Below are 23,908 nucleotides of genomic sequence, written 5' to 3'. Positions count from 1 at the left end.
CAGGTCCGTGGTCCGAAGGTCCTCGTTTGACCTGGACCGAGGTCCGAGTGCGAGGCTCGCACCATGAGTGAGCGAGAAGAGCGGTTCGGCATCGGTGAGGTCGCCGCGCGTACCGGTCTCGAACCCGACACGCTGCGGTACTTCGAGCGACAGGGGACCCTGCCCGCCCCGCGGCGTGACACCGCCGGGCGCCGTCAGTACGTCGCCGCCGACGTCGACCTGATCCACATGCTGGTTCACCTGCGCGAGACGGGGATGCCCCTGGCCGACATCGCGCAGTTCACCGGCGCCGACGCCGAGGTCACCGACCCGTCGCGGTTGCGGCTGGAGCTGCTCACAGCGCATCGCCGTCGCGTCGAGGACCGCCGTGACGCGCTGGACCGTGCCCTTGAGGTGATCGCCCGCAAGATCGCGGACTACACCGATCAGGCGACCGACTCGCCGGAAGTCCTCGAACGACCCGACACGACGATCGTCTACAGCGTTCAGGGGGAGGGGCCACTGCTCTTCCTCGTCGGCGCGCCGGCGGGGCGGGGCGGGTTCGCCGCTCTCGCGGACGAGCTCGCGGGGCGGTTCACCGTCGTCACCCATGATCCCCGCGGTATCGGTGCCAGTCGCGTCACGCCCGGAATGGCCGCGCCCACGCCCGAAGTCCTCGCTGGAGACCTCGCCGCGCTGGTCGACACGCTCACCGGCGCCCCGGCGATCTTCGTCGGCACGAGCGGCGGTGCCGTGACCCTTCTCGAACTGGCCGGGCAGCATCCCGACCTCGTCGGATCGGCCGTGCTGCACGAGCCGCCCCTGATCACCCTCCTGGACGACGCCGCCCTCGCAGATCGCGCCGCGTCGGCGTTCGCCGTCGCGAAGACTGATCCTCAGCGAGCCGTGCAGGAGTTCTTCGACCTGAGCGGCGCCGCCCACCACACAGCCCCGGACCAGGTGCCTCCCGCACATATCGCGTTGCCGGAGTTGCCGCCCGAAGAGCTCGACAAGAACCGCTACTTCCTCGGCCAGATGGCGGGCCCCGCCGTCTTCTACGAGCCCGACATCGAGGTCCTGCGCCGAGCCGGGCTGACCGTGTGCGCCGGTTCGTCGAGCCATCACCAGATGGCGCGTCGGGCGGCCGGCGCCCTGGCCGCTCTGCTGGGTCAGCCCTTGATCGACATGCCCGGCAACCACGTGGGCGCGAGCGCGCAACCGGCGGAGTTCGCTCGCGCTCTCGTACCGCTGCTCGACCTCTGAGCACACGTCCCCACGGGACCGTTCGGTCGTCCTGCGCTCGAATGCTCGCCCGGTCCGTCAGGGCCGGGAAGCTGACGAGAAGAGGACGCCTTCGAGCATGGCGACCAGATCCTCGGCCGCCGCGAGCGGGTCGTAGTCGGGGTGGTCCAGGTGCTCGGCCACGATCGCGTCCACGCCGCCGCCGACGATCAGCGCCGTGGTGCGCAGGTCCGGCCCCTCCGTGCCCGAGTCCGCCCCGCGCGCCCGCCGGGCGGCCGCCATCAGGTCCGCCAGGGGGCGCCAGCGCTGGCTGGAGCGGCGGTCCTCGTCGCTCACCGCCGCGATGACTACCCGGGTGTGCCCCGGGTGGTCGCGCAGGTAGCCGACCATCGAGCGGATGTAGGCGGCGGGGGCCCGTTCGGCGCCGACGCTCTCCACGGCCCGGCCCACGTGCTCGACCAGGCCGCTGAGCGCGCTCTCGTGCGCCGCGCGCACCAGGGCGTCCTTGGAGCGGAAGTGGTACAGCACCGCCGCCTTGGTGATCCCCGCGGCCTCGGCGATGCGGGCCAGCGAGGTCGCCGCGTCCCCGTGTTCGGCGATGAGCCGGACCGTCACGTCGATGAGCTGCGCGCGCCTCGCCTGCTCGGTCAGGGTGGGTTTGCGGGAGCCGCGCTCCCGCCCCCGGGCCTGTCCCTCCGCCTGCTCGTGCTCTTGTTCGGGTTCCCGTGACCGGGGGTGCTCTCTTGTCATGACTCCAGAACTTACCGTATGGTCAGATTACCTACCAATCGGTTAGGGGTTGTCATGCAGAAGAAGAAGCGCAACCGGTGGATCATCGTGGCGTGCGCCGTGGTCGCCGCGGTGCTCCTCGCCGCGGCCGCCCTGCGCGCGCCCTCACCGGTGGGGCACTGGCGCTCGGCCGAGGGGCGGGACGCCTTCATGCGCACCTACGACGCCGCGATGGCCGACCTGCCCCGGCCCGACGCCGAGATCGACGTGCGCACCGACTACGGGGTCGTGCGGATGTACCGCTTCGAGGGCGAGGGGGACCGGGGGGAACCTCTGGTCCTTCTGCCCGGCCGGGCGGCGCCCTCGCCGGTCTGGGCGGGCAACCTGCCCTCCCTGCTGGAGGTCGGGGACGTCTACACGGTCGACCTGCTGGGCGAACCCGGCATGAGCGTGCAGGAGCGGCCGATCGAGGACGACGCCGACCAGGCGGCCTGGCTGCACCAGGCCCTGGACGGCCTGCCCGAGGAGGGGTTCCACTTGGTGGGGCTTTCGATCGGCGGCTGGACGGCGACCAACCTGGCCGTCCGCGAACCCTCGCTGGTGGCCTCGCTGACGCTGGTCGACCCGGTGTTCGTATTCGACGGCATGCCCGTGGAGGCGGTCCTGCGCTCCCTGCCCGCCTCGCTGCCCTGGCTGCCGCGCTCCTGGCGCGACGGCTTCAACTCCTGGACCGCGGGCGGCGCTCCGGTGGAGGACGTTCCGGTCGCCCGGATGATCGAGTCCGCCATGCAGAACTACGCGCTCAAGCTGCCCCAGCCCGGCAGGATCAGCGAGGAGGCCCTCACGGGCCTGGACGCGCCCGTGCTGGCGTTCGTCGCCGGACGGTCGGTGATGCACGATCCCGACACCGCCGCGGCCACCGCCGAGCGCGCCCTGCCCCACGGCACGGTGGAGGTCTACCCGGAGGCCTCGCACGCGATCAACGGCGAGTACCCCGAGGAGTTGGCCGCAGACATCGCCGCCTTCCTGGACGGGGCCGACCGGACCTGAACCGGGTGACGACCGGCGCCGGGGCGGGTGTCGACCTGTACTGAGTCCGGCGATGACCGGTCCCGGTGCCAGCAGCGCGCTTGTCGGGGACCGATCGCGGGCACCACACGGACATGCCCGAACGCACCGAGGACGGACGCTACGTCGTGGTCTCCGGCCGACGTTGGCGCGCGAGCGACCCGCAACTGCCGGAACCGGTACGCGAGCGCCTGGTGAGACACCTGATGTCCGCGCGCAGGGACGTGGCCGCCGCGCTGCGCGCCGGGGACACCGACGCCGAGGGGCGTGCGCGCGCACGAGTGGCCCTGGCCAAGGAGGGTCTGGGTGAGCGCGGAACGCCGTGGTGGGAGCTGCCGGAGGCCGACCGCCGCCACCGCTGGGAGGACGCGCTGCGCCTACTGGACCCCTGAGCGGCGGCGATGAGGAGCACCGAGCGGGCCGAGGACGGCCCGGGCGCCGTCGTCGTAACGGGGGAGGGCGGAGGGGCGGGTGTAGGATGGGGGTCCGAGCTGGGACGCTGCCCCGCTCAGAGGGAGCCCGGCTCGCCGGGTCAAGGGTATGACGATGACGCCCGTTCCGGGCTTCGAGGCCCGGACCGCCGTACCCCGGTACCGGTCCGGGAACCGCGCCCCTTTCCGCTAGCCCGTGACGCGCCTGCCGCGCTCACGTTTCTTCGTCCGGAGCGGCCTGCACACTACTCGTCCGTCCCGGGGATTGTGGAGCACCCGACTCATGGCTCCTTTCACGCAACACCCGCCCACCGTCTCCGACACCCCTCCCTCGGTCCCCAGGCTGAGGCTGAACTCCACCCCGTACCGCGGCGCCGTCCTGGACGGCGGCTGGTGGCCAAGGTCCGGTGACCCCGTCGCGGAACTGCCCGGACTGGTCCTGGCCCTCGACGCGCACCGGGGCACCGTCCACGGGCTCGAACTGGGGGTGACGGGCTGGCGGACCAGACCGGAACTCCTCGCGGTGGCCGGACGCGCGGTCCACCTCTCCTGGTCGCTGGACATGCCCGCGGACCTCCTGGTCGCGGTCGCGTGCAACGGTTCGCGCACCCGCCTGTTGGTGGTTCCCCCCGGCACGGGGGCGTTCACCGCTTCGTCCGCGCTCGACCTGGCGGCCCTGGCCACCAACACCGCCAGGGCCTCGGAGGTCATGGGCGTGGCGAGCATGCTTCCGCCTCCCCCCAGGACGGCGCCGGAGACGGACTGGGAGTCCGAGGGCGGACTGCTCCACGAGGCGGAGGGGACCGCGCGGACGTCCCGTCGGCCCAGGAGCGCAGAAGCCGCGCCGCGAGAGGAACACAACGGTCCCCGTCAGGTGCTCGTCCGGGTCCGCGGCGAGATCGACCTGGCGACGGTCCCGTCGTACCGCGACGACCTGTTCGACGCGCTCCGCGCGGACGCCGACAGGGTGGTCGTCGACCTGTCCGGGGTGACTTTCTTCAGTGCGGCGGGCGTGTCCCTGCTGGCGGCGGCGTGGATGCGGGCCGAAGCTCTGGGTGTGGACCTGAGGCTGGCGGCTCCGTCGGAGCAGGTCCGCCGAGTCCTGGGAATTATCGGAATGCACGAGCTTTCGCCGGTGTACGCGACGACGGAGGAGGCCATGCTTGATAGCCGAAGGTGACCAGGAGGGTTCCGTCGACGCCGCTCGGACACGACAGCGCAGGGGGAGCGACTTCGCCGTCCTCTCCCGGGCCGTGGACGGTTCCGGATTGTTGAGGAGGAGACCCGGCCACTACGCCCTGCGCATCGCGGTCACGTTGTCCCTGCTCGCCGCGGTCTGGACGGCCTTCGTGCTGATCGGGCCCTCCTGGTGGCAGATGGTGACGGCCGCGGTGCTCGCGGTGCTCTTCACGCAGACCGCCTTCATCGGGCACGACGCCGGGCACCAGCAGATCTCCGCCAGCCAGCGGGTCAACCGCCTGATCGGGCGCGTACACGGAAACCTACTGGTGGGGCTGGGGTTCGGCTGGTGGGTCGACAAGCACGACCGCCACCACGCCCACCCCAACCACGAGGGAAGGGACCCCGACATCGCCGGGACCGCCCTGGCCTTCAGCCGTGAGCAGGCCCTGACGCGCCGACGGGGCCCGGCCCGGTGGCTGGCCCGCGGCCAGGCGTGGCTGTTCTTCCCGATGCTGCTCCTGGAGGCCTTCCACCTGCACGCCGCCTCGGCGCGCGAGCTGGCCGAAGGCGCGCGGCCAGTGCGGACCCGCCTCCTGGAGGGCGCGCTGTTGGCGCTCCACCTGGGCGGTTACCTCACGATCGTCCTGCTCACGCTCCCGCCGCTCCAGGCGCTGTGCTTCGTCCTGGTGCACCAGGGCCTGTTCGGCCTGTACATGGGGTGCTCCTTCGCCCCCAACCACAAGGGCATGCCCGTCCTGGAGGAGGGGACCAAGGCGAGCTTCCTGCGCCGCCAGGTTCTGACCTCACGCAACATCCGCGGCGGGCCGTTGACCGACCTGCTCCTGGGCGGGCTGAACTACCAGATCGAGCACCACCTGTTCCCCTCGATGCCCAGGCCCAACCTGCGCCGCGCGCAGCCCCTGGTCCGGGCCGCCTGCGAGCGGTACGGGCTGGCCTACCACGAGGCGGGACTCCTGCGCTCCTACGCCGAGGTGCTGCGGCACCTGCACCGGGTGGGGGGACCGCTGCGCCCGGAGCTGGAGTACTGAGCCCCCTCCCCGCCGAGTGGTGGTCCGGTACCCGTGCCTTCCCGTGGAACCGTGCGCATCCCCTGGGCGCCCGGCGCCCCTCGGACGCGTGGAGGCCCCGGCCAGTGGGAAGATCCGCCGGCCGGGGCCTTTCGTTCCCCGGTCACGGTGCGGGTCCGGGGACCGGACCGTGGCGGGCGCCTCGGTCGTGTCGGCGCACCCGCCCCGGGCGCCGGTTACGGCGTGACCCGCTGGCCCCCGAAGGTCACGACCAGGGTGCCGTCGGCGGAGTGGGACCAGTCCAGGCCGCCGTCGTATGAGGAGCACCGCGACCCGTTCGAGCCGGACCAGAACTGGTTGGAGCCGTCGGCGTCGCCGATGGTCCGGTCGTTGGAACCGCTGTCGCACGAGGTGTTGCCGCGGAACACCGAGGAGCCGCCGTCGAAGTTGAAGTTGCGCTCCTCGTTGCCGATGCCGACGTTGTCCGACACCGTCATGGAGCCGGTGTTCCTGTTGTAGGTGAACCCGTGTTTGCCGTTGTCGTAGGCGATGTTGCCCGTGATGACGTGGTCGACCCCGATGTCCTCGCCGCCGAGCTTGAAGCCGTTGCGGTCGCCGTTCCCGGCCTGGGATCCGTCGCTGAGGACGCCGTTCTCGTAGGCGAGGGAGTCCTCGACGGTCACTTCGCCGATGGGACCGGTCTCGCTCTTGGTGTAGAGGTCCCAGCCGTCGTCGATGTTGTTGTGGGCCACGGCGTAGCGGAAGACGTTGCCGGGGCCGGAGGTGAGCTTGGCGGCGAAGCCGTCGGCGTCCTCGCCGTCGGAGTCGGCGTTGTCGTGCGACTCCGCGCTCAGGACGAGGTTGTGGGCGGGCCAGTCGCTCTCGGGGGTGCTGGAGACGCGGCGCGAGAGCTGGAGTCCGGTGTCGCGGTTGAAGCGGGTCACCGTGCGCTCGATGACGTTGTGGCTGCCGCTGACGAAGATGCCGTTGTCCCCGGCGTGCTCGACGACGATGCCCTCGATGTGCCAGTAGGACGCCTCCAGCGCCAGGCCGCGGTTGGCGGAGTCCTCGCTCTGGGCGGAGAAGTCCAGCACCGGGGTCTCACCCGGGTAGGCGGACAGCTCCGTGCGGTCGCCGGAGGTGCCGTCCTCGCCCAGCGGGATGGTGACCGTGTCCGAGAAGGAGTAGGTCCCGCCGCGCATGTGGATCGTCCCGCCGGGCTCGATCCGGTCGATGGCCGAGGTGAGCGTGGTGGGGTCGGACTCGGTGCCGTCGGCGCCCGCGCTGCCGCCCGGGGCCACGTACAGCGCGTCCGAGGCCGGCGGGTTGTCGTCGTCACCGCCGTCGTCGCCACCACCGTCGTCACCGCCGCCGTCATCGCCTCCGCCGCTGGTCTCCACGTCGAGGTAGTCGACGTTGGGCATGCCCTGGGAGCCGGTCGGGTCGAACCGGATCGTGTTGGCGCCCTCGTCGAGTTGGACGGTGAGCGTCTTGGCCGCCCACTCGTCCCAGCCGCCGGTGCCCTCGAAGGGGACCGACGCCGTCCGGGAGTCGTTGACGAGGACGTCGGCCGGGCGGGCGGAGGAGGTGCCGTTGGCGAAGTGCACGGTCAGCGTGGCCGTTCCCGAGGCGGAGGCGTTCACGCTGAACTGCACGTGGGCGCCCTCCTCGTTCTCGGTGTCGCAGAACCCGTCGCCGGAGTAGCCCGGCCACTCGGTCTCGATGCTGCCGTTGCAGGAGGCGGAGGAGCCCTCGGCCTCGTAGCGGGTGGTGGCGGCGTGCGCCGCCGTGCCGGAAAGCGTGACGAGCGCGCCTGCCAGGAGGGCGGCGCACGCGAGGGCGGGTCTGGTCTTCATCGTTCGTCTCCAGGGGGGTTGGTGCGTCTGACCATTGGGACGGTGAACGGAAAGGACGGGAGTGAGGGGAGGGGTGGACGGGGGCTTCGCGGGTACGGCCGGTGCGGCACAGCCGTTGCTGTGGAGTCGTGCGGCGCGGTAAGTGCGGCGCGGTCGGTCATGGGACGGTGCGGCCACGGGGCCGACCGTGCCGGTGGAACGGTGGCGCCCGTAGGGCGGAAAGCGCTTTCAGGCGAGAAGTTAAGTGTTTGTGCTCAGCACGTCAATGGTCTTGTTCTGCATGTTTTTTCGTGTTATTGGAGCGGAGTCCTTCCTGTTCGGGGCGGTGTTCGCTTTTCCGGGAGTGCTCTGTGTCAGCCTCCGTGACTCTCGGGCGCGGCGGCGCCGTCGTGCGGGCGGCGCGTCGAGATGTCCGTTTGTGTGTCCGATGGGGAAGGAAGGGCCGCGAGTGACGGAGGGTCTTTCGACTGTGTTCGCGCGTCGCGCTTCGCGAGGTCAATGACCTGGATGGACGGCGTCGTCGGAGAGGCCGGACCAGGTGATGCGGAAAGCCCTTACCAGGACGTCGGTGAACACTGGCGCGCTCCGTCGTCAGGCGGCGGGCAAGGCGGAGCTCCGGGGCATCCATCGGGGTTTCGCAGGTAGGGCCCAGGGCGCAGGGCGCGATGTGGGAGGTGCGTGTATGAGGTCAGCGACCCACGTGACGGGGGCGCGCAGCGGGGAAGGCGTGCCGTCGAGGTCCGACCGCGTCTGGTGTAGGCGGCCCGCTCTGAAGGCCCGACGGGCCTCGCACGGCCCCGTGGCGGTCCCGGCGAGGCGGTCTGTTCACCGGTTTCGCCGTCACTTCGCGCGGGCGGAGCCGTGGCCGTTTCCCGGGGCGGTCAATCTACCTTTCCGGGGCTCCCGGGACTCGGGGGCTACCGGGGAGTCCGGGGTCTCCGGGGCCACTGAGATGTGCCAGGTCCCCGGGGATTCCGTCAGGTCGGAGGTGTCCGTGGCCGCTGGGATCTCCGAGGCTCCCGGGGTTCCCCGGGAGCCTGAAACGAAGGGTCCCCGGGGCCTACGGGCCCTCTGGGACCGCCGGGGGCCCGTCGGTCCCGGGGACCTCTGCCGCCCGCCACGTCCGCAGGCGTCCGCACATCCCGAACGCCCGGGGCCCCGGCCCCGGCTCGGTGCGCACCACGGCGGCCTCCCGCATGATCCCCGGGTCGCCCCCGGCCAGCGCCGCGAGCTGTTCCCGGGTGCGCTCCACCTCGCGTTCCACGCCCTCGCGCCAGATCTCACGCCACTCCCGCACACGCGGCCGCACCACCTCCGCCGCGAGCCGGTGGAACTCCTCCAGCGCCCCCGCGCCCTCCTCCCGGACCGACGCGACCAGCTCCCAGTAGCCCCGCAGGGCCAGGTCGCGCCGGGCCCGCGTCCGCTCCGCGCGCAGCTCCTCCGACCCCTCCGCGGGCAGGGCAGCCGCGGCGGCGTAGGCCGCGGGGTCGGCCAGCACCTCACGGGGGAAGGTGAACACCGCGTCGCCCGCTTCGGGCAGGCCCGCGTTCTGCATGACCACGGTGATCTCCAGACCGCCGGAGTTCACCAGCCGGTGCACCGTGCCCGGGGCGAACCACAGCACGGCGCCGGCCGCGAGCGGGTCGGCCGCGACGCCCTGCGGGGTGACCGTGTGCACCTCGCCCTCGCCCGCGACCACCACGTAGGCCTCCGACGACGCGGTGTGGACGTGGGGCGTGCCGCCGTGCAGGCCGTCGGGCGCCTCCCAGTCGTAGACCCGCAGGCCGCTGACGGCGGTGCCGCCGGGGAAACGGGGCGTGTTCACGGCGTGTCCTCCCCGGGCGCGTACTCCCGCGCGAGCGCACCGGCCTCGTCGGCGGCGCACACCCGGTCGACGAACACCAGGCGGTGGCTCAGGCTCAGGGTGCGGTCCGGCTCCAGGACGATCTCCTCGTCGAATGAGGGGGAGGGGCTGAACACGGGGAAGGGCTCGGTCCGCACGAACCACCTGATCGGGACGGCGGCGCTCGTGGTCCCGGCGTAGGCCAGGACGGTCGCGCCCCCGTCGACCTCGTCGTGCTGGCCGCTGAAGGCGATCCAGTTGGCCTCCGTGCCCATGACGTCGGCGCCGGTGAGGCCGGTCGCGCCGACCACGTCGCCGCCGGTCCACGACCGGGGGCCGCGCCAGAAGAGCCCGGTGTAGCCCGCGGCGGCGCGGCCGTGGGTGGTGGGACTGCCCAGTTCGAGGGTCTCCCCGCGCACGTTGGTCAGCGAGGTCGCGAAGTCCAGCGCCCAGATCCCGCGTTCGCGGTCCGCCGAGTGGAACCGGTGGGTGCGCACCTCGGCGATCCACCGCTCGCCGCCCGAACTCCTCCAGGCCAGGCGCTCGGTGACCGAGACGCCCTCGCCGTCGCGGGCGACGGAGGTGAACCCCTCGTGGCCGATGGCGCCGTTGTTGCCCAGCCACCGGTAGCCCTCGCCGCGGACGAAGGTCGGCCCTCCCCAGAAGTTCTGTCCCGAGACGTGGGACCAGGTCATCTGGAGGCCCTTGTGCCACCGGTGGTCCCACGGCCGGAACGCGGTCAGCGGCGCGCCGCCGAGGGTGCGCAGGGGGTGCAGGTAGGGCTTGGGGGACTCGGTGGCGGGGGAGTCGGGGCGCAGCACGTAGCGCGCGATCTCGACCCCGCCCACCGCCACGGTGAGCGCGTCGTCTCCTTCGGTCAGGGTGGGGGTCTCAGACACCTGTGGTCTCCTCCGTTCTGGTGAGGACGGCCGCGGCGGTGTCCGCGTCGCCCCCGTGCATCGCGTGGTAGAAGCCGTCGTCGGGGGTCAGGTCCCGTCGCCGCACCGCCGTGCCGGTCAGGGCCGACCGGTACATGCCCGCGACGAGTTCGAGCGCGCGCCGCCCGTCGGGGCCGCTGGCGCGGGGCCGCTCCCCGCGTTCCATCGCGTCGAGCAGTGCGGAGAGCTGGGCCCGGTGCGAGCTCGGCTCGTCCTCCACCGGCGGCCAGGACGCGACCGCGTCGGCGTCGCGCACGTGCGGCGCGGGGGTCCAGCGCCAGTGCGCGTTGTCGTAGCCGTAGAGGTGCTCCAGTTCAACCGTGGCGTGCTCGAAGTCGAAGCGCAGGTAGCTGGTCTCGCGGGGGGAGAGCAGGCTGTTGGCCACGGAGACGGTCGCGCCCGACTCCAGGCGCACGATCGCCATGGACACGTCCTCGGTCTCGGTGGACCGCGCGGTCGTGGACATCACGGCCGTGACCTCGGACCAGTCGCCGAGCAGGGAGAGCATGAGGTCCATCTGGTGGATGCCGTGGCCCATGCTCGGGCCGCCGCCCTCGGTCGCCCATCGTCCGCGCCAGGGGACCTCGAAGTAGTCCGGGGCGCGGAACCACAGGGTGTTGCACACGCCGACGAGCGGACGGCCGAGCGTTCCCTCGGCCAGGTGGCGGCGCAGGCGCTCGGCGCCGGAGCCGAAGCGGTGCTGGAACACGTAACTGACGAAGGGCCCGCGCTCGCTCCCCTCGTGGGTAGCGACCTCGTCGTACTCGGCCAGGGACAGCGTCGGCGGCTTCTCGCACCACACCCAGCATCCGGCGTCCAGGGCCTTGATCACCGCGTCCTTGTGCGCGACGGGCGGCGTGCACACGATCACCAGGTCGGGGGACTCGGCGCGCAGCAGGGCGTCGAGGCCGGTGTAGCGGCCGGGAACGCCCCACTCGTCGGCGGTCGCGGCCACACGGGACGCGTCGAGGTCGGCCAACGCGACCACCTCGACCCCGTCCCCCAGGGCGGCGAGCGCGGGCAGGTGCCTGCCCCGGGCGATGCCGCCGCTTCCGACGACGGCTACGCGAATCGGTGGTCTGGGACTCGGCACTGGCACACCCCTCGGATCACGAACCCATGGTGAACGTTCACTTTCTGCGGCCGGGTCTAAAATAGTGATCGTTCACATCCACCGTCAAGACCGACGCGGTCAAGACAGGCCCCGCCGACGGACGCCGTCGGCGGGCCCCGTCCCCAGGAGGAGCCGATGGCCGAGACCGACCCGCCCAGGCGCCGACCGACCATCATGGAGGTCGCCCGCCTGGCGGGCGTCTCCCACCAGACCGTCTCGCGCTACCTGCGCTTCGAGGGCGGGCTCAAGGAGGCGACCCGCGAGCGCGTGGACGCCGCGATCCGGGAGCTCAACTACCGCCCCAACCTGGTGGCCCGGTCGATGCGCACGCGCCGGACCGGGCGCCTGGCGATCCTCCTGCCCGGCGTGCCCGGCGCCAGCCCGAGCCGGTTGCTGGCCGGGGCCATCGAGACGGCCCACGCGGAGGGGTTCGTCGTCGAGGCGGTGAGCGTGGACGGCGGGGTCGGGGCCCGCACCGAGCGCATGCTCGAACTCGCCGGATCGGGCCAGGTGGAGGGCGTCCTGTCCCTGGCACCCGTCGCCCCCGACAGCCTCCGGGACGCGGGCGAGGGCGCCTCCGTGGTCGTCTCCGCCGACTACGACGACGAGATGCGCGGTCTGGGCGAGATCGCCGACGGTTCGGTCGTCGCCGACCTCGTCGAGGGGCTGGCCAAGACCGGGCACCGGCGCTTCCTGCACGTGTCCGGCCCCCTCCAGTACGCCTCGGCGCGGGGGCGCAGGCGGACCTATCTGGAGGCGGTCGAACGCCTGGGGCTGGAGTCCCACGGCGTGTTCGACGGCGACTGGACGGCCGAGTCCGGCGCCGAGGCCGTGCGCTCCCTGACCGAGGACAGCGGCGTCAGCGCCGTCATCGCGGGCAACGACGTGGTCGCGGCGGGCGCGGTCCGCGCGGCGATGGAGCGCGGGTGGAGCGTACCGGGCGACCTGAGCGTGACGGGGTGGGACAACAACCCGGTGGGCGCCTACCTGTCGCCCTCGCTCACCACGGTCGACGTGGACCTCGAACGGCTGGGCGTCAACGCCATGCGCCGCCTCGTCGCGGCCGTGCGGGGCACGGCGGCGGAGGTGGGGCGCGAGCCGCTCAACACGATCCTGTGGCGCGAGTCCACCGGCCCGGGTCCCTGGCGCTGACGGCGGGTCCCGCCCGGGCCCTCGCGCCTTCGCGTCCCTCGTGGCGCCCGGGCACCGGGGACGGCACGGAGGCGCCGGGTCCGGACCGCCCCGCGCCCCGCACGCGCGACTGTGCGATGTGACACCGCGCAGGTAACGGCGTATGACGTGCGTGTTTCGGAATTGTCGCGTACCGCGCGGTCGTTGTGCACATGCCTATCGCCGCGTGCCCAATCCGCTGCGAATCGCCATTGTTCGCCAGCTCACAGTTGCTGCAACCTGGAGGGAAATCCCAGGTGGGGGCGGCGTGAACCGTGCGGCACCAGCGGAGGCGGGAGCACGCGCGACCGCCACGGCGCGGGCGGCTCCACGCCCGCCGCCGACCCCGCGCGCGGTGCGTACGTCGGCTCCGCTCCGCCCGCTTCCGTCCGCGCGGCACGTCGGCTCCGCCCGTCGGATGAGCCGCGTCCGGCGGCGCGCCCGCCCGGGACCCGACCGCCGCAACCGTCCCAACCGCTGCGCCCCACGGAGAACGACTCCAGCATGCTCGACCTCAAACTGACCAACGCCCGCATCCGCACGGTCGACGACGACCGGCCCTTCGCCACGGTGCTCGGCATCGCCGCCGGGCGCGTCCTCGGCCTGGACGAGGAGGTCGCCGACCTGCCCGCGCGCAGGACGGTCGACTGCGGCGGCGCCGTGGTCGTCCCCGGTTTCGGGGACGCGCACAACCACATGGCGTGGTTCGGCCAGTCGCTCGCCGAGCTGGAGCTGGAGACCGTGTCCACCCTGGACGCCCTCTACGACGCGGTCGCCCGCGCCGCCGCGACGCTGCCCGAGGACACCTGGATCGTCGGCTCCGGCTACGACGACGCCCTGCTCGGCGCCCACCCCGACCGCCAGGGCCTCGACCGGGCCGGAGGCGGCCGGCCCGTCTGGCTGAAGCACCGCTCAGGCCACATGTGCACCGTCAGCAGCGCGGTTCTGCGTCAGGCCGGGATCGACACCGCCGTGTCCGACACCGCCACGGCCGACCCGGAGGGGGGAGTGATCGTCCGCGACGGCGCGGGCGCCCCCACCGGCCTGCTCCAGGAGCGCGCGCAGGAACTGGTGACCGCGCTGGTCATGCCCTACCCGGTGACCGAACTCGCCGACGCGCTCGCGCGCGCCTCCCGGGTCTACGCCTCCGAGGGCCTCACCCACGTCGTGGAGGCGGGCATCGGGCGCGGGCTGATCGGCCGCACCCCCGTGGAGGCCGCCGCCTACCAGCTCGCCCGCGACCGGGGAGAGCTGCTTCCCCGGGTCGAGCTCATGGTCGCCGCCGACAACATGCACCCGCTGGGCGGGCACGCCGACGACGGGATCGACACCGGCATCGACCTGGGGCTGCGCACCGGCTTCGGCGACGACCGGCTGCGCCTGGGACCGATGAAGATCTGGCTCGACGGGTCCCTCATCGGCCGCACCGCCGCCGTCACCGAGCCCCTCTGCGGACACGGCCACGGCGTGTACCAGAACTCCCCGGAGGAGATGCGCGCGCTGGTCGTGGCCGCCCACCGGGCCGGATGGCGCGTGGCCGCGCACGCCATCGGCGACGACGCAGTCGACGTCGCCCTGGAGGCGTTCGCCGAGGCCCAGCGCGCGCTGCCGCGCCCCGACGTGCGCCACCGCATCGAGCACGCGGGCGTGGTGCGCCCGGACCAGCTTCCCCGTATCGCCGAGGCGGGCCTGGTCCCCGTGCCCCAGCCCCGGTTCCTGTACGCCCTGGGCGACGGCATGGCCGCCGCCGTGGGCCCGGACCGCGTGCCCTGGCTCTACCGGCACCGTTCCTTCCTCGACCACGGGCTGCGCGTCCCGGGCAGCTCGGACCGGCCGGTCGCCCCGGGGGCGCCGCTCCTGGGCATGGAGTCGATGGTGGAGCGCGTGACCGCCTCGGGAACCGTTCTGGCCGCCGACGAGCGTGTCAGCGCCGAACAGGCCCTGCGGGCCTACACGATGGACGCGGCCTGGGCCAGCCGCGACGAGCACCGCAGGGGCAGCCTGACCCCGGGCAAGCTCGCCGACCTGGTGGTCCTGGACCGCGACCCCGTGGACACCGCGGAGGAGGGCATCGGCACGATCCGCGTCCTGGCGACCCTCGTCGGCGGGGAGTGCGTGCACGGGGCGGACGTCCTCGACGGTCTGACCTGACCCGGCCCGGCCGGACCGGCGAGGTCCGGCCCGAACCGGCCCGACACGGCTTCCCGCCCGGTCCCACCCGACCGGGCCCCGTCCGTGTCCGACGGGCGGTACCGGACGAACGCCCGGCCGTCACCGCCCCATCCCCTGAACACCGCGCCGCCGCCGGCGCGGACAGCGAATAGGAGAAACCAACCATGAGTGACCTCGACCCAGAGGCGACCGAGGAGCGCCCGGCACGCGGCGGGCCGGTGGTGAGCGGTCGCGAGGCGGGCCGGATCGCTTTCGCGGCCTTCGTCGGAACCGCGCTGGAGTGGTACGACTACTTCCTCTTCGGCACGGCCGCCGCGCTCGTGTTCAACCGGCTGTACTTCACGACGCTGGACGCCACGGCCGCCACCCTGGCCGCGTTCGCCACCTTCGGCGTCGGCTTCGTCGCGCGTCCGCTGGGCGCGGTGCTGTTCGGCTGGATGGGCGACCGGATCGGACGGCGACCAGCGCTGCTGATCACCGTGGTCTCCATCGGTGTGGCCACCGGCCTCATCGGCCTGCTGCCCGACTTCGCCTCGATCGGCATCGCCGCTCCGCTGCTGCTGGCCCTGCTCCGGCTCGTGCAGGGCGTCGCGGTCGGCGGCGAGTGGGGCGGCGCGGTGACCATCGCCGTCGAGCACGCCCCGCCGGAGAAGCGCGGGCGCTACGCGGCCCTGCCGCAGATCGGTTCGCCCGTGGGCACCCTGCTCTCCTCGGGCGCGTTCTCGCTGGTCCTGCTCCTGCCCGCCGACCAGTTCGACTCCTGGGGCTGGCGCCTGCCGTTCCTGGCGGCCTTCCCGCTGCTGCTGGTCGCCGTCTACATCCGCCAGAAGGTGGAGGAGTCGCCGGTCTTCGAGGAGATGGAGAAGCAGGAGGCGCGCTCCAAGGTCCCCGCGGTCGACGTGTTCCGCCACGCGTGGGGCAGGCTCCTCATCGCGATCGCGTCCGCCATGCTGGGCGTCGGCGGCTTCTACGTCATGACGACGTTCGCCATCAGCTACGGCACCGACACCCTCGGACTGTCGCGCAGCCTCATGGTCAACGCCACCCTGGTCGCCGCGGTGGTGCAGATCGGCGTGATCGTCTACTTCGGTCGCCTGGCCGAGAAGCTCGGGCCCGGACGCGTCACCATGTGGGGCGGTATCGCCACGGCGGTGATCGCCTTCCCGGTGTTCTGGCTGATCGACACGACATCACCGGTGCTCGTGGTGCTGGCGGTGGCCGGCGGTGTGGGCTTCCTGTCCATCGCCTACGCGGTCTCCGGCGCGCTGCTCACCGAGCTGTTCCCGGCGAACCTGCGCTACAGCGGCGTCGCGCTGGCCTACAACCTGGCCGGCGCCCTGAGCGGCTTCCTGCCGTTCATCGCGACCGCCCTGCTGGAGAGCGCGGACGGCCGGTCCTGGGTCGCCTCGGCGCTGTTCCTGGGGATCGCCCTGGTCACGGCGGTCGGCGGCTTCTACGGCGAGCGGCTGCGCGTCCGCGACGACGTGGTGGTGCGCTGACACCGCAGGGGGGAACGCGACGGGCGGTGACCGGGGGCTCCCGGTCACCGCCCGTTCCGCCGTCCGGGCCCGTTCCGCACCGCGCACGGGGAACCGGCGGCACCGCCCGATGACGGGGCGGCCCTCCTTCCCGGTGCCGGGGTCCGTGTTCGGTGTTTCGCTCCCGGACGCGGCGAGGGGCCCGCGCGGCGTGCGCGGGCCCTCGCCGCCCTCCGCCTCAGCGGCCGGGCGGTGCGCTCACGCGCGTCCGGGCGTGTAGGACCCGTCGGAGGCCAACTCGCCCGCGCCGAGCCGCCGGACCACGTCGGTGAGCACCGCCAGGCCCGCGACCAGGTCGGCGTCCTGGGTGTACTCGCCCTCGTTGTGGGACACGCCCCCGACCGAGGGCACGAAGAGCATGACCGTGGGCACGCGCTCCTTCATGTTGATCGAGTCGTGCCCGGCCACGGTCATGACCTCGTCGCTGCTCAGCCCCAGGCTCCGGGCGCTGGCGCGGGCCAGGGCCACGCCCTCGGGCTGGTAGGGGTTGACGCCCCAGGAGTGGGAGAGGGTCTGCTCCACGGTGACGGAGGCCGCCGCCTCGATGCGGGCGACCTGCTCCTGGAACAGCCGGTCGGCCTCGGCGAGCACCTCCTCGTCGTGCGAGCGCAGGTCGAGCAGCAGCTCGACGCGCGAGGGCACAACCACCGGCGAGTTCGGGTAGACGTCGAACTGTCCCACGGCCGTGTGCAGGACCCCGGGGAACCGGTCGGCCAGCTCGCGCGCGGCCACGACCAGCATGGAGGCGCCCACGAGCGCGTCGCGGCGGTCGGCCATCACGGTCGCCCCCGAGTGCGCCTGCTCCCCGTGGACGGTGACCGCGTACTTGCGCGCGGCCCAGCTGGCGCTGACCAGGCCGATCGTGGTGGAGGACTCCTCCAGGACGCGCCCCTGCTCGACGTGGACCTCGGCGCAGAAGGCGGCCTCGGGACCGTCGCCCCCGCCCAGGAAGCCCGTCGGCGCCAGGGCCTCGGCCACCGTGACCCCGTCCGCGTCGCGCGCGGCCAGCGCCGTCTCCAGCGGGAGCGCGCCGGTGTAGACGGCGCTGCCCATCATGGAGGGCGTGAAGCGCGAGCCCTCCTCGTTGAACCAGTTCACGACCGCGAGGTTGTACACGGGCGCGGGGGCTCCGGCGGCGGCGTCCTGCCCGGCGATCCGGAAGACGGCGTGGGCGGCGGCCAGCACGCCGTAGGCCCCGTCGTAGCGCCCCGCGGTGGGCTGGGAGTCCATGTGCGAGCCGACGACCACGTAGGGGGCGCCCGGCACCCGCTCCAGCAGGCCGAACTGGTTGCCGACGCGGTCGTAGACCACCCGCAGCCCCCGCTCGGTCAGCAGTCCCTCCAGCCACCGCCGCTGGGCGATGTCGGGCCCGGTGGCGGCCTGCCGGTCGACGCCCCCCGAAGGCGTGGCGCCGAAGGCGCTCATGGTCCGGAAGTCCTCCAGGAAGCGGGCGTCGGCGGATGCGGCGTCCTGCGACGGGCCCTGTTCGTGTGCGGTCATGGCGGTGTTCCTCTCGGAGAACGTCGGGTCGCGGGGGGCGGGCGTGGGCCACGTCCATCCTCGCCACACGCCCCGCGCCGCTCAATCGTCATCCACACAAGATTCCCCGGAGGTGCTGTGCATGTGCACATAGACTCGGTACCGGACGCCGGGCGCCGCACGCCGAGCCCCGCTCACCTGAAGCCGGAAGCCGGAAGCCGGAAGCCGGAAGCCGGAAGCCGTCGAGACGCACGAAGGGAGGCGGCCGTGACGGACCCCGCGGATCAGGCCCCGCCCGCCGACGAGCCCCGCTCCTGGGCGGGCATGGTCGAACTGCTCGCCGGGGACCGGGAGAACCTCGTCGAGGACTTCCTCCAGCGCCTGGCTGCCCTGGGCGACTACACCGACGGCATGGTCCCCGACTCCGACCTGCGCCAGAGCGCCACGGAGACCTTCGACATGCTCACCCGCCGGATCGCCGGAGTGCCCCTGCCCGACCACCTGCGCGACCTCTCCACCCGCCTGGGCGTGCGCCGGGCCCGCCAGGGCGTGGCGCGCGAGCACCTGCTGGAGGCGGTCCGGCTCGACTTCCGCGTGCTCTGGGCGGGTCTGGTGCGCGCGGGCGGGCCCGGGTCCTCGCAGATCCTCGTGCTGCACGCCGAGGAGATCCTCACCACTGTCGAGCAGTACATCAGCGACGTGCAGGCCGCGTTCCTGGAGGAGCGGGCCGCCCTGGAACGCGACTCCCGTGCGGCCGCGGCCCAGGCGTTCTCCCGGCTGCTCAACTCCGGGGGCCGGGCCGCCGCCGTGGCCTCCGAGGTGGCGGGCACCCTGGGGCTCCCCGAGCACGGGACCTTCGACGTGGCCTTCGTCGTGCCGCCCCCGGAGCGCGAGCAGCGGCCCGCGGCCCGGGTCCGCGAACGCGGCGGTGGGCTGGCGTGGGAGTTCGACGACGGCGTCGCCCTGGTGCGCGAGACCGCCCGGACGCCGTGGCCGGACCTGCCCTCGGGGGCCTCGGGGGGACTGGTCGCGCGGGTGCGGGGGCTGGCGGCGGTCCCGGCCTCCGTCGAGGCGGCCCGCGTCCTGTCCGGCTACGCCGCGACCGGCGGCGGGTTCGTGCGCGAGGAGGACGTCTGGTCCGCCATCGCCCACGACCAGCTGCGCGGCCTGATCCCCGGTTTCGGACGCGACCGGCTGGAGCGCTTCGAGCGGCTGGACGGGGACAGCCGGGCGCGGCTGCTGGAGACGCTGGCCCACTACGCCGCGACCGGGTCGGTCAAGGCCACCGCCGAGGCCCTGTACTGCCACCGCAACACGGTGGTCAACCGGCTCCAGGCCTTCCGCGAGACCACCGGCCTGGACCTGACCGTCCCGGCCGAGGCGGCCCAGGCCCTGGTGCTGTTCTCGGGGCGTTAGCGCACGGACCGGCCGCGCGCAGAGCACGTGCGGCCCGGGAGGGGTTCCGGGCCGCACGCGGGACCTCCGTGCTCTGGTGCTCGTACTCCGACGCTGTCCGGGGGTTCTTCCGAGGGAGGCGTGTGGGGACGCCGTTACTTCACGCTCACCGCCGTGAAGACCTCGGCCTTGTCTCCGTCCTCCTCCACGGTCTTTCCGGTGGAGGCGAAGTCGAAGGAGGCGTCCTCACGCTTGAAGCGGTAGCTCTTCTGTGGGGAGGCCACCTTGGTGAAGGTCCCGTCGAGGTCGCGGATGCCGACGAAATCGACGGTGTCGGGCACGACCAGCTTGATGCGCTTCATGCTCGGCTGGATGATCCGCATGCTTCCTCTTTCTTTCTCGGTACTCCTCCTGTGTGACGGCAGCACTCTCCGTCTGGTCTCCAGGTCATTCCCCATAACGGAACGATAAAAATCAGGACAGCGATTTTCGTGTGTCCCGTGTCGCTCCAGCGGTGCGCGACGAATCCGGGTGAACGTGGTGAAAGGAGTGTGTGAACTGCGGGAACGTCCTCTGGAGTCCGGTGCGGGGCCGGGTCCCGAATCGGGTGATCTGCCCGGGGCCACAAAGGGTCTTATTTCCCGACCGAAACTCTCCACGGAGGGCGTCCGCGGCGTATGGGCCCTCAGCCGCCCGTGTTGAGCCACCAGACGGAGAGGTTGAGCGCGGTCGCGAACACCGTCCACGCCCAGTAGGGCGCCAGCAGGACCGCAGCCCAACGGGACCTGCGGGCGAACAGCACGATGGTCGCCGTCAGCGCCACCACCAGCAGGCAGATGTCCACCAGGGCCGCCCCGCGCAGACCGGCGGCGAAGAACAGCGGCGTCCACGCCGCGTTCAGCGCGAGCTGGACGAAGTAGAGCGTCAGCTCGGTGCGGGCGCCGCGCCAGCCGTGGCGGCGCCAGACCAGCCAGCCCGACACGGCGATCATGGCGTACAGCGTGGTCCACACCGGGCCGAACACCCAGGAGGGCGGGGCCCACGAGGGCTGGCGCAGGGCGGCGTACTCCGCGGCGGTGCTGGTGCTGGAGAGCACCCCGACGAGCGCGGCGGCGGTGACGGCGGCGGCGAAGCCGACCAGGCCCAGCAGGGACGCGCGGGTGGAGGGGGTGTGCGAGGCGGTTGCGGCGGTCATGGCTTCTCCCCGGTGTCGGCGGTCGGCTTCTGATCGGTGCGGGTGCCCGGTCCGCGACCGTGTGCCTGTACCGCTACCTCCGTTCTTTCCTCATTAAACAAGTATCTTGGAAAGCGTGAAGAAAAGGAACCGGAAACGCGGCCGCTCCGCGAGGGCGCTGGGGATCGCCGCGCTCGCCCTGACGCTCCTGCTCGTCCTCGCGGCCGGCGGCTTCGCGGTCTGGGCTCTCAACCCGTACCAGGCGGAACCGAGGGCGCTGCGCGAGGCCGTCGCCACCCCCGGCGTCGAGGTGGACGTGACCGACGACGCCGTGGTCGTCAGCTCCACCCACGCCCCGCCCGAGGCCGGAGTCGTCTTCTACCCGGGCGCGCGCGTCGCACCCGAGGCCTACGCCGCGCCCTGGGCGCTGGTCGCCGCCGACACCGCCGTGCGGGTGGTCATCCCGAGGATGCCGCTGAACTTCGCGGTGTTCGACACCGACCGGGCCGACCGGGCCATCGCCGACCACGGCGACGGAGTCGACGCGTGGTACGTGGGCGGGCACTCGCTGGGCGGCGCGATGGCCGCCTCCCACCTCGGCGGGCGCACGGACGACACGGTCGTCGGACTGGTCCTGTGGGGCTCCTACGCCACGGAGGGCGCGGGCCTGGCCGCACGCGAGGACCTCGCCGTCATCTCGGTCTCGGGCAGCCGCGACGGCCTGTCCGATCCGGCGACGGTCGAGGAGAACCGCCCGAACCTGCCGTCCGACGCCCACACGCACCAGGTCCAGGGGATGAACCACGCCCAGTTCGGCGCCTACGGGGACCAGTCGGGGGACCTGCCCGCCGACATCGGCGACGCAGAGGCCCACCGCCGCCTCGCCGAGGTGACGGGCGGCTTCCTGGACCGGTAGGCCCCGCACGTGCCAGGAGCCCGTACCCCCGAGGCGGTACGGACTCCTGGCACGAGGGGATACCCCGTCTCACGCGGCGGCGGAGCGGGAGCCGCGCACCAGCACCACGGCGGCCAACAGGGCGTCCTCCGCCTCCTCCAGCGCGGCCTGGACGTGGTGTCCGTCCGGAGCCGAGTGCACCGCGATGAGCGCGTGCGCCGCGCACATCGCCGCCTCGGCCGCGGCACCCGGCCGTGAGGGGTCCGGGTCGGTGGCCCACTGCCAGTCGCTGACGGTCCGCTCCATCCTGCGGTACAGCAGGGCCTGGCCCATCTCCCGGTCCTGTACCGCGTGGGCCCACGCGTTCGGCGCTCCCTCGGCGGGGCGCACCGAATCCGGACCGGCCTGGATCTCCGCCGCGGCGATCAGGCTCTGCGCGAGCGCGGGCACGTCCTCCTCGTGCGCGCCGCCGCTGCGGTGCATGGGATCGAACACGGGAGGGAGTCCCAGAGCGGTCAGCGCGCGCACGATCGGTCCGGGGTCGCCGATACCCTGCGTCATCTCAACCTCCGGCTGTCTGCTTCGGCACATCTCCAGCCCTCTACCCAGTCATCGGCTACTTCCCGAACGCATTCCCAGCGTTTTCGTCGAAAAACTCGGAGGAGTACTACGGAGGTGCAACGACAGGGCTCCGTGTCGGGTTCCTACCGTCGGTCGCTAATCACGCGGATTCCGGGGGCGCCGGGGCCCTCCACCCGAGCTGACCCCGGGGAGGGGAGACCGCGGGCGGGGAGGGATCACCCGGGGTCGCGCACCGCCCGCCGCCCTCACCACAATGTCGTAGGGCCCGACTACGGTGTGTGCTGGTTCGAGGGGAGGTGTTTTCTCATCATGTTGACGGGATTTCGGTACCGGCTCGCGCTCACTGACGAGCAGGCCGAGTCGTGTCAGGTCTATGGCGATATCTGTCGGGCGGTGTGGAACACCGGCCTGCACCAGCGCCGTGAGGCCGTGTCCCGTTGGCAGCGCCGCCAACGCCTGCCCTACTGCGGCTACCACCTCCAAGCCCGAGAGCTCGCCGAGGCCAAGACCGAGGAGACCTGGCTGAAGGCCGCCCCCTCCCACATCCTCCAGCAGACCCTGCGCGACCCGGACCGGGCCTGCCGGGAGCACGGCACGTTCAAGGTGCGGTGGCGTGCCAAGGACCGGTGGAAGCCCTCCTTCCGCTTCCCCGACGGCGGGCGGATGAGCATTCAACGCCTGAGCCGCAAATGGGGGCGCATCAAGCTGCCCAAGCTGGGATGGGCGCGCTTCCGCTGGTCACGCGCGCCCCGGGGCACGGTCCGCTCCGCGACCATCTCGTGGGACGGGGCCCACTGGTATATGTCGCTGCTGTGCGAGGACGGTCAGACCACACCGCAGGCGCATGAGCGCCCCGGCAGCACGGTGGGCATCGACCGGGGTGTGGCGGTGGCCACCTCTGACGGCGACCTGCTCGACCAGGTGTTCCAGACCCCGAAGGAGGCCGAGCGCGAACGCCGCCTGCTCCGCCGCCTGTCCCGCCAACGCCGGGGGTCGAACAACCGGGCCAGAACCAGGGCCGCCCTGTCCGCGTTGACCGGGCGGGTGCGGGCTCGGCGCGCCGATTTCGCCGCCCGGACCGCGCACGTGGTGTGTGCCGAGAACGCGGTCGTGGTGCTGGAGAAGCTCAAGACCAAGAACATGACCGCCTCGGCCCAAGGCACCACCCACGCGCCGGGTGTCAACGTTCGTCAGACGGCGGGGTTGAACCGGGCGATCCTGGCCAAGGGATGGCACGGCCTCACGCTGGCCTGTCAGAACGCGGCTCGGCGCACCGGGAGTCGGATCGTGGAGGTCGATCCCGCGTACACGTCCCAGACCTGTCATCCGTGCGGATATGTCGCGGCGGAGAGCAGAGAGAGCCAATCGGTCTTTTGCTGCGGCAGGTGCGGGCACACAGCTCATGCGGACGTGAACGCGGCCCAGAACATTCTCACGCGCGGATGGACTAGCCCTTCGGGGTGAACCGTGCCAGCCTGCGAAGACCTCTGGGATGCCATGTCGGTGAATCAGGAACCAGCTGCGGCCGCGAGGCGCGCAGTGCCACCGGGCCGCGAGGCCCGGTCGGAATCTCCCTCGTTGACGAGGGAGAGGAAGTCAACCGCGACAGGTGCTCGCTGACGGGCAGGCAGTCGATGAGCGCCACCCGGGAGACCAGTTCGGGGTGGTCCAGGGTCAACCGCAGGGCCACGTAGCCGCCCCGGTCGTGGCCGACGAGCGCGAACCGGTCGTGGCCCAGCAGGCGCATCACCGCCGCCATGTCCGCGGCGACCGCGCGTTTGGAGTGGTTGGCGTGGTCCGGCGAGGGCGCGGGGCCGCGTGAGCGCCCGTAGCCCCGCGGGTCGGCGCAGACCACGGTGAATCCCCGTTCGACCAGGAGGGGCGCGACGCGGTGCCAGGTCGCCGAGGTGCGGGGGTGGCCGTGCAGCAGCAGCACGGCCGGGCCCCGGCCGCCGTGGCGCACGAAGACGGTCGCGTCGCCGAGCGGGACGTACCGGGAGGTGAAGCCCTCGAACACCGCCCCGGTATCCCCGCCCCCGCCCGCGCCGGTACAGGGCCCGGCGCGGGCGGGGGCGGGGCAGGGCGGAGAAAGG

General features: G+C 72.7%; 21 protein-coding genes. 11 read left to right on the top strand and 10 right to left on the bottom strand.

Translation table 11 applies throughout. The features are described 5' to 3' along the window. Window positions 1–63: 63 nt before the first annotated feature. Window positions 64–1,242, top strand: coding sequence for an alpha/beta fold hydrolase (locus KGD83_RS20550; protein WP_212640727.1), 1,179 nt, complete (start codon window positions 64–66; stop codon window positions 1,240–1,242). Between the two features lie 57 nt (window positions 1,243–1,299). Here the strand turns inward: KGD83_RS20550 and KGD83_RS20545 are convergent, their stop codons facing one another. Next, window positions 1,300–1,971, bottom strand: a complete 672-nt coding sequence (locus tag KGD83_RS20545; protein ID WP_249351977.1) for a TetR/AcrR family transcriptional regulator — start codon at window positions 1,969–1,971, stop codon at window positions 1,300–1,302. A 54-nt stretch (window positions 1,972–2,025) separates the two neighbouring features. Here KGD83_RS20545 and KGD83_RS20540 point away from each other — a divergent pair, with 54 nt between their 5' ends. The 4 genes from KGD83_RS20540 to KGD83_RS20525 all read left to right on the top strand — a co-directional run bounded on the left by KGD83_RS20540 (window position 2,026) and on the right by KGD83_RS20525 (window position 5,680). Beyond that, on the top strand, window positions 2,026–3,000 hold the full coding sequence (locus tag KGD83_RS20540) for an alpha/beta fold hydrolase (protein ID WP_212640726.1): 975 nt from the start codon (window positions 2,026–2,028) through the stop codon (window positions 2,998–3,000). A gap of 113 nt (window positions 3,001–3,113) precedes the next feature. Next, window positions 3,114–3,410 carry a hypothetical protein gene (locus KGD83_RS20535; RefSeq protein ID WP_212640725.1) on the top strand — a complete coding sequence of 99 codons (297 nt, stop codon included), beginning with the start codon at window positions 3,114–3,116 and terminating at the stop codon, window positions 3,408–3,410. A 322-nt stretch (window positions 3,411–3,732) separates the two neighbouring features. Then, entirely contained in the window at window positions 3,733–4,629 is an 897-nt protein-coding gene (locus tag KGD83_RS20530; RefSeq protein WP_212640724.1) for an STAS domain-containing protein, read from the top strand. Continuing rightward, the gene (locus KGD83_RS20525; RefSeq protein ID WP_212644521.1) at window positions 4,616–5,680 is read left to right on the top strand and encodes a fatty acid desaturase family protein; all 1,065 of its coding nucleotides are present in this window, start codon (window positions 4,616–4,618) and stop codon (window positions 5,678–5,680) included. Before KGD83_RS20530 ends, KGD83_RS20525 begins: the two co-directional genes overlap by 14 nt. Window positions 5,681–5,895: 215 nt before the next feature. On the opposite strand, the gene KGD83_RS20520 is transcribed toward KGD83_RS20525, so the two are convergent. The 4 genes from KGD83_RS20520 to KGD83_RS20505 all read right to left on the bottom strand — a co-directional run bounded on the left by KGD83_RS20520 (window position 5,896) and on the right by KGD83_RS20505 (window position 11,389). Then, window positions 5,896–7,515, bottom strand: coding sequence for a carbohydrate-binding protein (locus tag KGD83_RS20520; protein ID WP_212640723.1), 1,620 nt, complete (start codon window positions 7,513–7,515; stop codon window positions 5,896–5,898). A 1,060-nt stretch (window positions 7,516–8,575) separates the two neighbouring features. Continuing rightward, window positions 8,576–9,340, bottom strand: a complete 765-nt coding sequence (locus KGD83_RS20515) for a cupin domain-containing protein (protein WP_212640722.1) — start codon at window positions 9,338–9,340, stop codon at window positions 8,576–8,578. After that, window positions 9,337–10,257 carry a DUF6807 domain-containing protein gene (locus tag KGD83_RS20510; RefSeq protein WP_212640721.1) on the bottom strand — a complete coding sequence of 307 codons (921 nt, stop codon included), beginning with the start codon at window positions 10,255–10,257 and terminating at the stop codon, window positions 9,337–9,339. The genes KGD83_RS20515 and KGD83_RS20510 overlap by 4 nt, the downstream gene beginning before the upstream one ends. Beyond that, window positions 10,250–11,389 carry a Gfo/Idh/MocA family protein gene (locus KGD83_RS20505; RefSeq protein ID WP_212640720.1) on the bottom strand — a complete coding sequence of 380 codons (1,140 nt, stop codon included), beginning with the start codon at window positions 11,387–11,389 and terminating at the stop codon, window positions 10,250–10,252. The genes KGD83_RS20510 and KGD83_RS20505 overlap by 8 nt, the downstream gene beginning before the upstream one ends. Window positions 11,390–11,545: 156 nt before the next feature. Here KGD83_RS20505 and KGD83_RS20500 point away from each other — a divergent pair, with 156 nt between their 5' ends. The 3 genes from KGD83_RS20500 to KGD83_RS20490 all read left to right on the top strand — a co-directional run bounded on the left by KGD83_RS20500 (window position 11,546) and on the right by KGD83_RS20490 (window position 16,251). Beyond that, window positions 11,546–12,562 (top strand): LacI family DNA-binding transcriptional regulator, encoded by a 1,017-nt coding sequence (locus KGD83_RS20500; protein ID WP_212640719.1) that lies wholly within the window; start codon window positions 11,546–11,548, stop codon window positions 12,560–12,562. A 522-nt stretch (window positions 12,563–13,084) separates the two neighbouring features. Further along, window positions 13,085–14,731, top strand: coding sequence for an amidohydrolase (locus KGD83_RS20495; RefSeq protein WP_212640718.1), 1,647 nt, complete (start codon window positions 13,085–13,087; stop codon window positions 14,729–14,731). A 185-nt stretch (window positions 14,732–14,916) separates the two neighbouring features. Then, window positions 14,917–16,251, top strand: a complete 1,335-nt coding sequence (locus KGD83_RS20490; protein WP_212640717.1) for an MFS transporter — start codon at window positions 14,917–14,919, stop codon at window positions 16,249–16,251. 237 nt (window positions 16,252–16,488) lie between these two features. On the opposite strand, the gene KGD83_RS20485 is transcribed toward KGD83_RS20490, so the two are convergent. Next, window positions 16,489–17,790 (bottom strand): M20 family metallo-hydrolase, encoded by a 1,302-nt coding sequence (locus KGD83_RS20485; protein WP_212640716.1) that lies wholly within the window; start codon window positions 17,788–17,790, stop codon window positions 16,489–16,491. Between the two features lie 246 nt (window positions 17,791–18,036). On the opposite strand from KGD83_RS20485, the gene KGD83_RS20480 reads away from it, so the two are divergent. Beyond that, window positions 18,037–19,185 carry a helix-turn-helix domain-containing protein gene (locus KGD83_RS20480; protein WP_212640715.1) on the top strand — a complete coding sequence of 383 codons (1,149 nt, stop codon included), beginning with the start codon at window positions 18,037–18,039 and terminating at the stop codon, window positions 19,183–19,185. A gap of 134 nt (window positions 19,186–19,319) precedes the next feature. Here the strand turns inward: KGD83_RS20480 and KGD83_RS20475 are convergent, their stop codons facing one another. Then, window positions 19,320–19,547 carry a hypothetical protein gene (locus KGD83_RS20475; protein ID WP_013152067.1) on the bottom strand — a complete coding sequence of 76 codons (228 nt, stop codon included), beginning with the start codon at window positions 19,545–19,547 and terminating at the stop codon, window positions 19,320–19,322. A gap of 302 nt (window positions 19,548–19,849) precedes the next feature. Further along, window positions 19,850–20,359 carry a TspO/MBR family protein gene (locus KGD83_RS20470; protein ID WP_212640714.1) on the bottom strand — a complete coding sequence of 170 codons (510 nt, stop codon included), beginning with the start codon at window positions 20,357–20,359 and terminating at the stop codon, window positions 19,850–19,852. Window positions 20,360–20,474: 115 nt separating this feature from the next. On the opposite strand from KGD83_RS20470, the gene KGD83_RS20465 reads away from it, so the two are divergent. Beyond that, on the top strand, window positions 20,475–21,254 hold the full coding sequence (locus tag KGD83_RS20465; RefSeq protein ID WP_212640713.1) for an alpha/beta hydrolase: 780 nt from the start codon (window positions 20,475–20,477) through the stop codon (window positions 21,252–21,254). Window positions 21,255–21,323: 69 nt separating this feature from the next. On the opposite strand, the gene KGD83_RS20460 is transcribed toward KGD83_RS20465, so the two are convergent. Next, entirely contained in the window at window positions 21,324–21,794 is a 471-nt protein-coding gene (locus KGD83_RS20460) for a hypothetical protein (protein WP_212640712.1), read from the bottom strand. A gap of 330 nt (window positions 21,795–22,124) precedes the next feature. Between KGD83_RS20460 and KGD83_RS20455 the strand changes: the two genes are divergently transcribed. After that, window positions 22,125–23,279 (top strand): RNA-guided endonuclease InsQ/TnpB family protein, encoded by a 1,155-nt coding sequence (locus KGD83_RS20455; protein ID WP_212640711.1) that lies wholly within the window; start codon window positions 22,125–22,127, stop codon window positions 23,277–23,279. Here the strand turns inward: KGD83_RS20455 and KGD83_RS20450 are convergent. Further along, entirely contained in the window at window positions 23,263–23,832 is a 570-nt protein-coding gene (locus KGD83_RS20450; RefSeq protein WP_249351976.1) for an alpha/beta hydrolase, read from the bottom strand. The two genes, KGD83_RS20455 and KGD83_RS20450, sit on opposite strands and share 17 nt — an antisense overlap. Window positions 23,833–23,908: the final 76 nt, after the last annotated feature.

This window comes from Nocardiopsis akebiae, assembly GCF_018316795.1.
GTDB classification, from domain to species: Bacteria; Actinomycetota; Actinomycetes; order Streptosporangiales; family Streptosporangiaceae; genus Nocardiopsis; species Nocardiopsis dassonvillei.
Note: the sequence above shows the minus strand (reverse complement) of the source record. Positions and strands in the feature narration are given on the sequence as shown.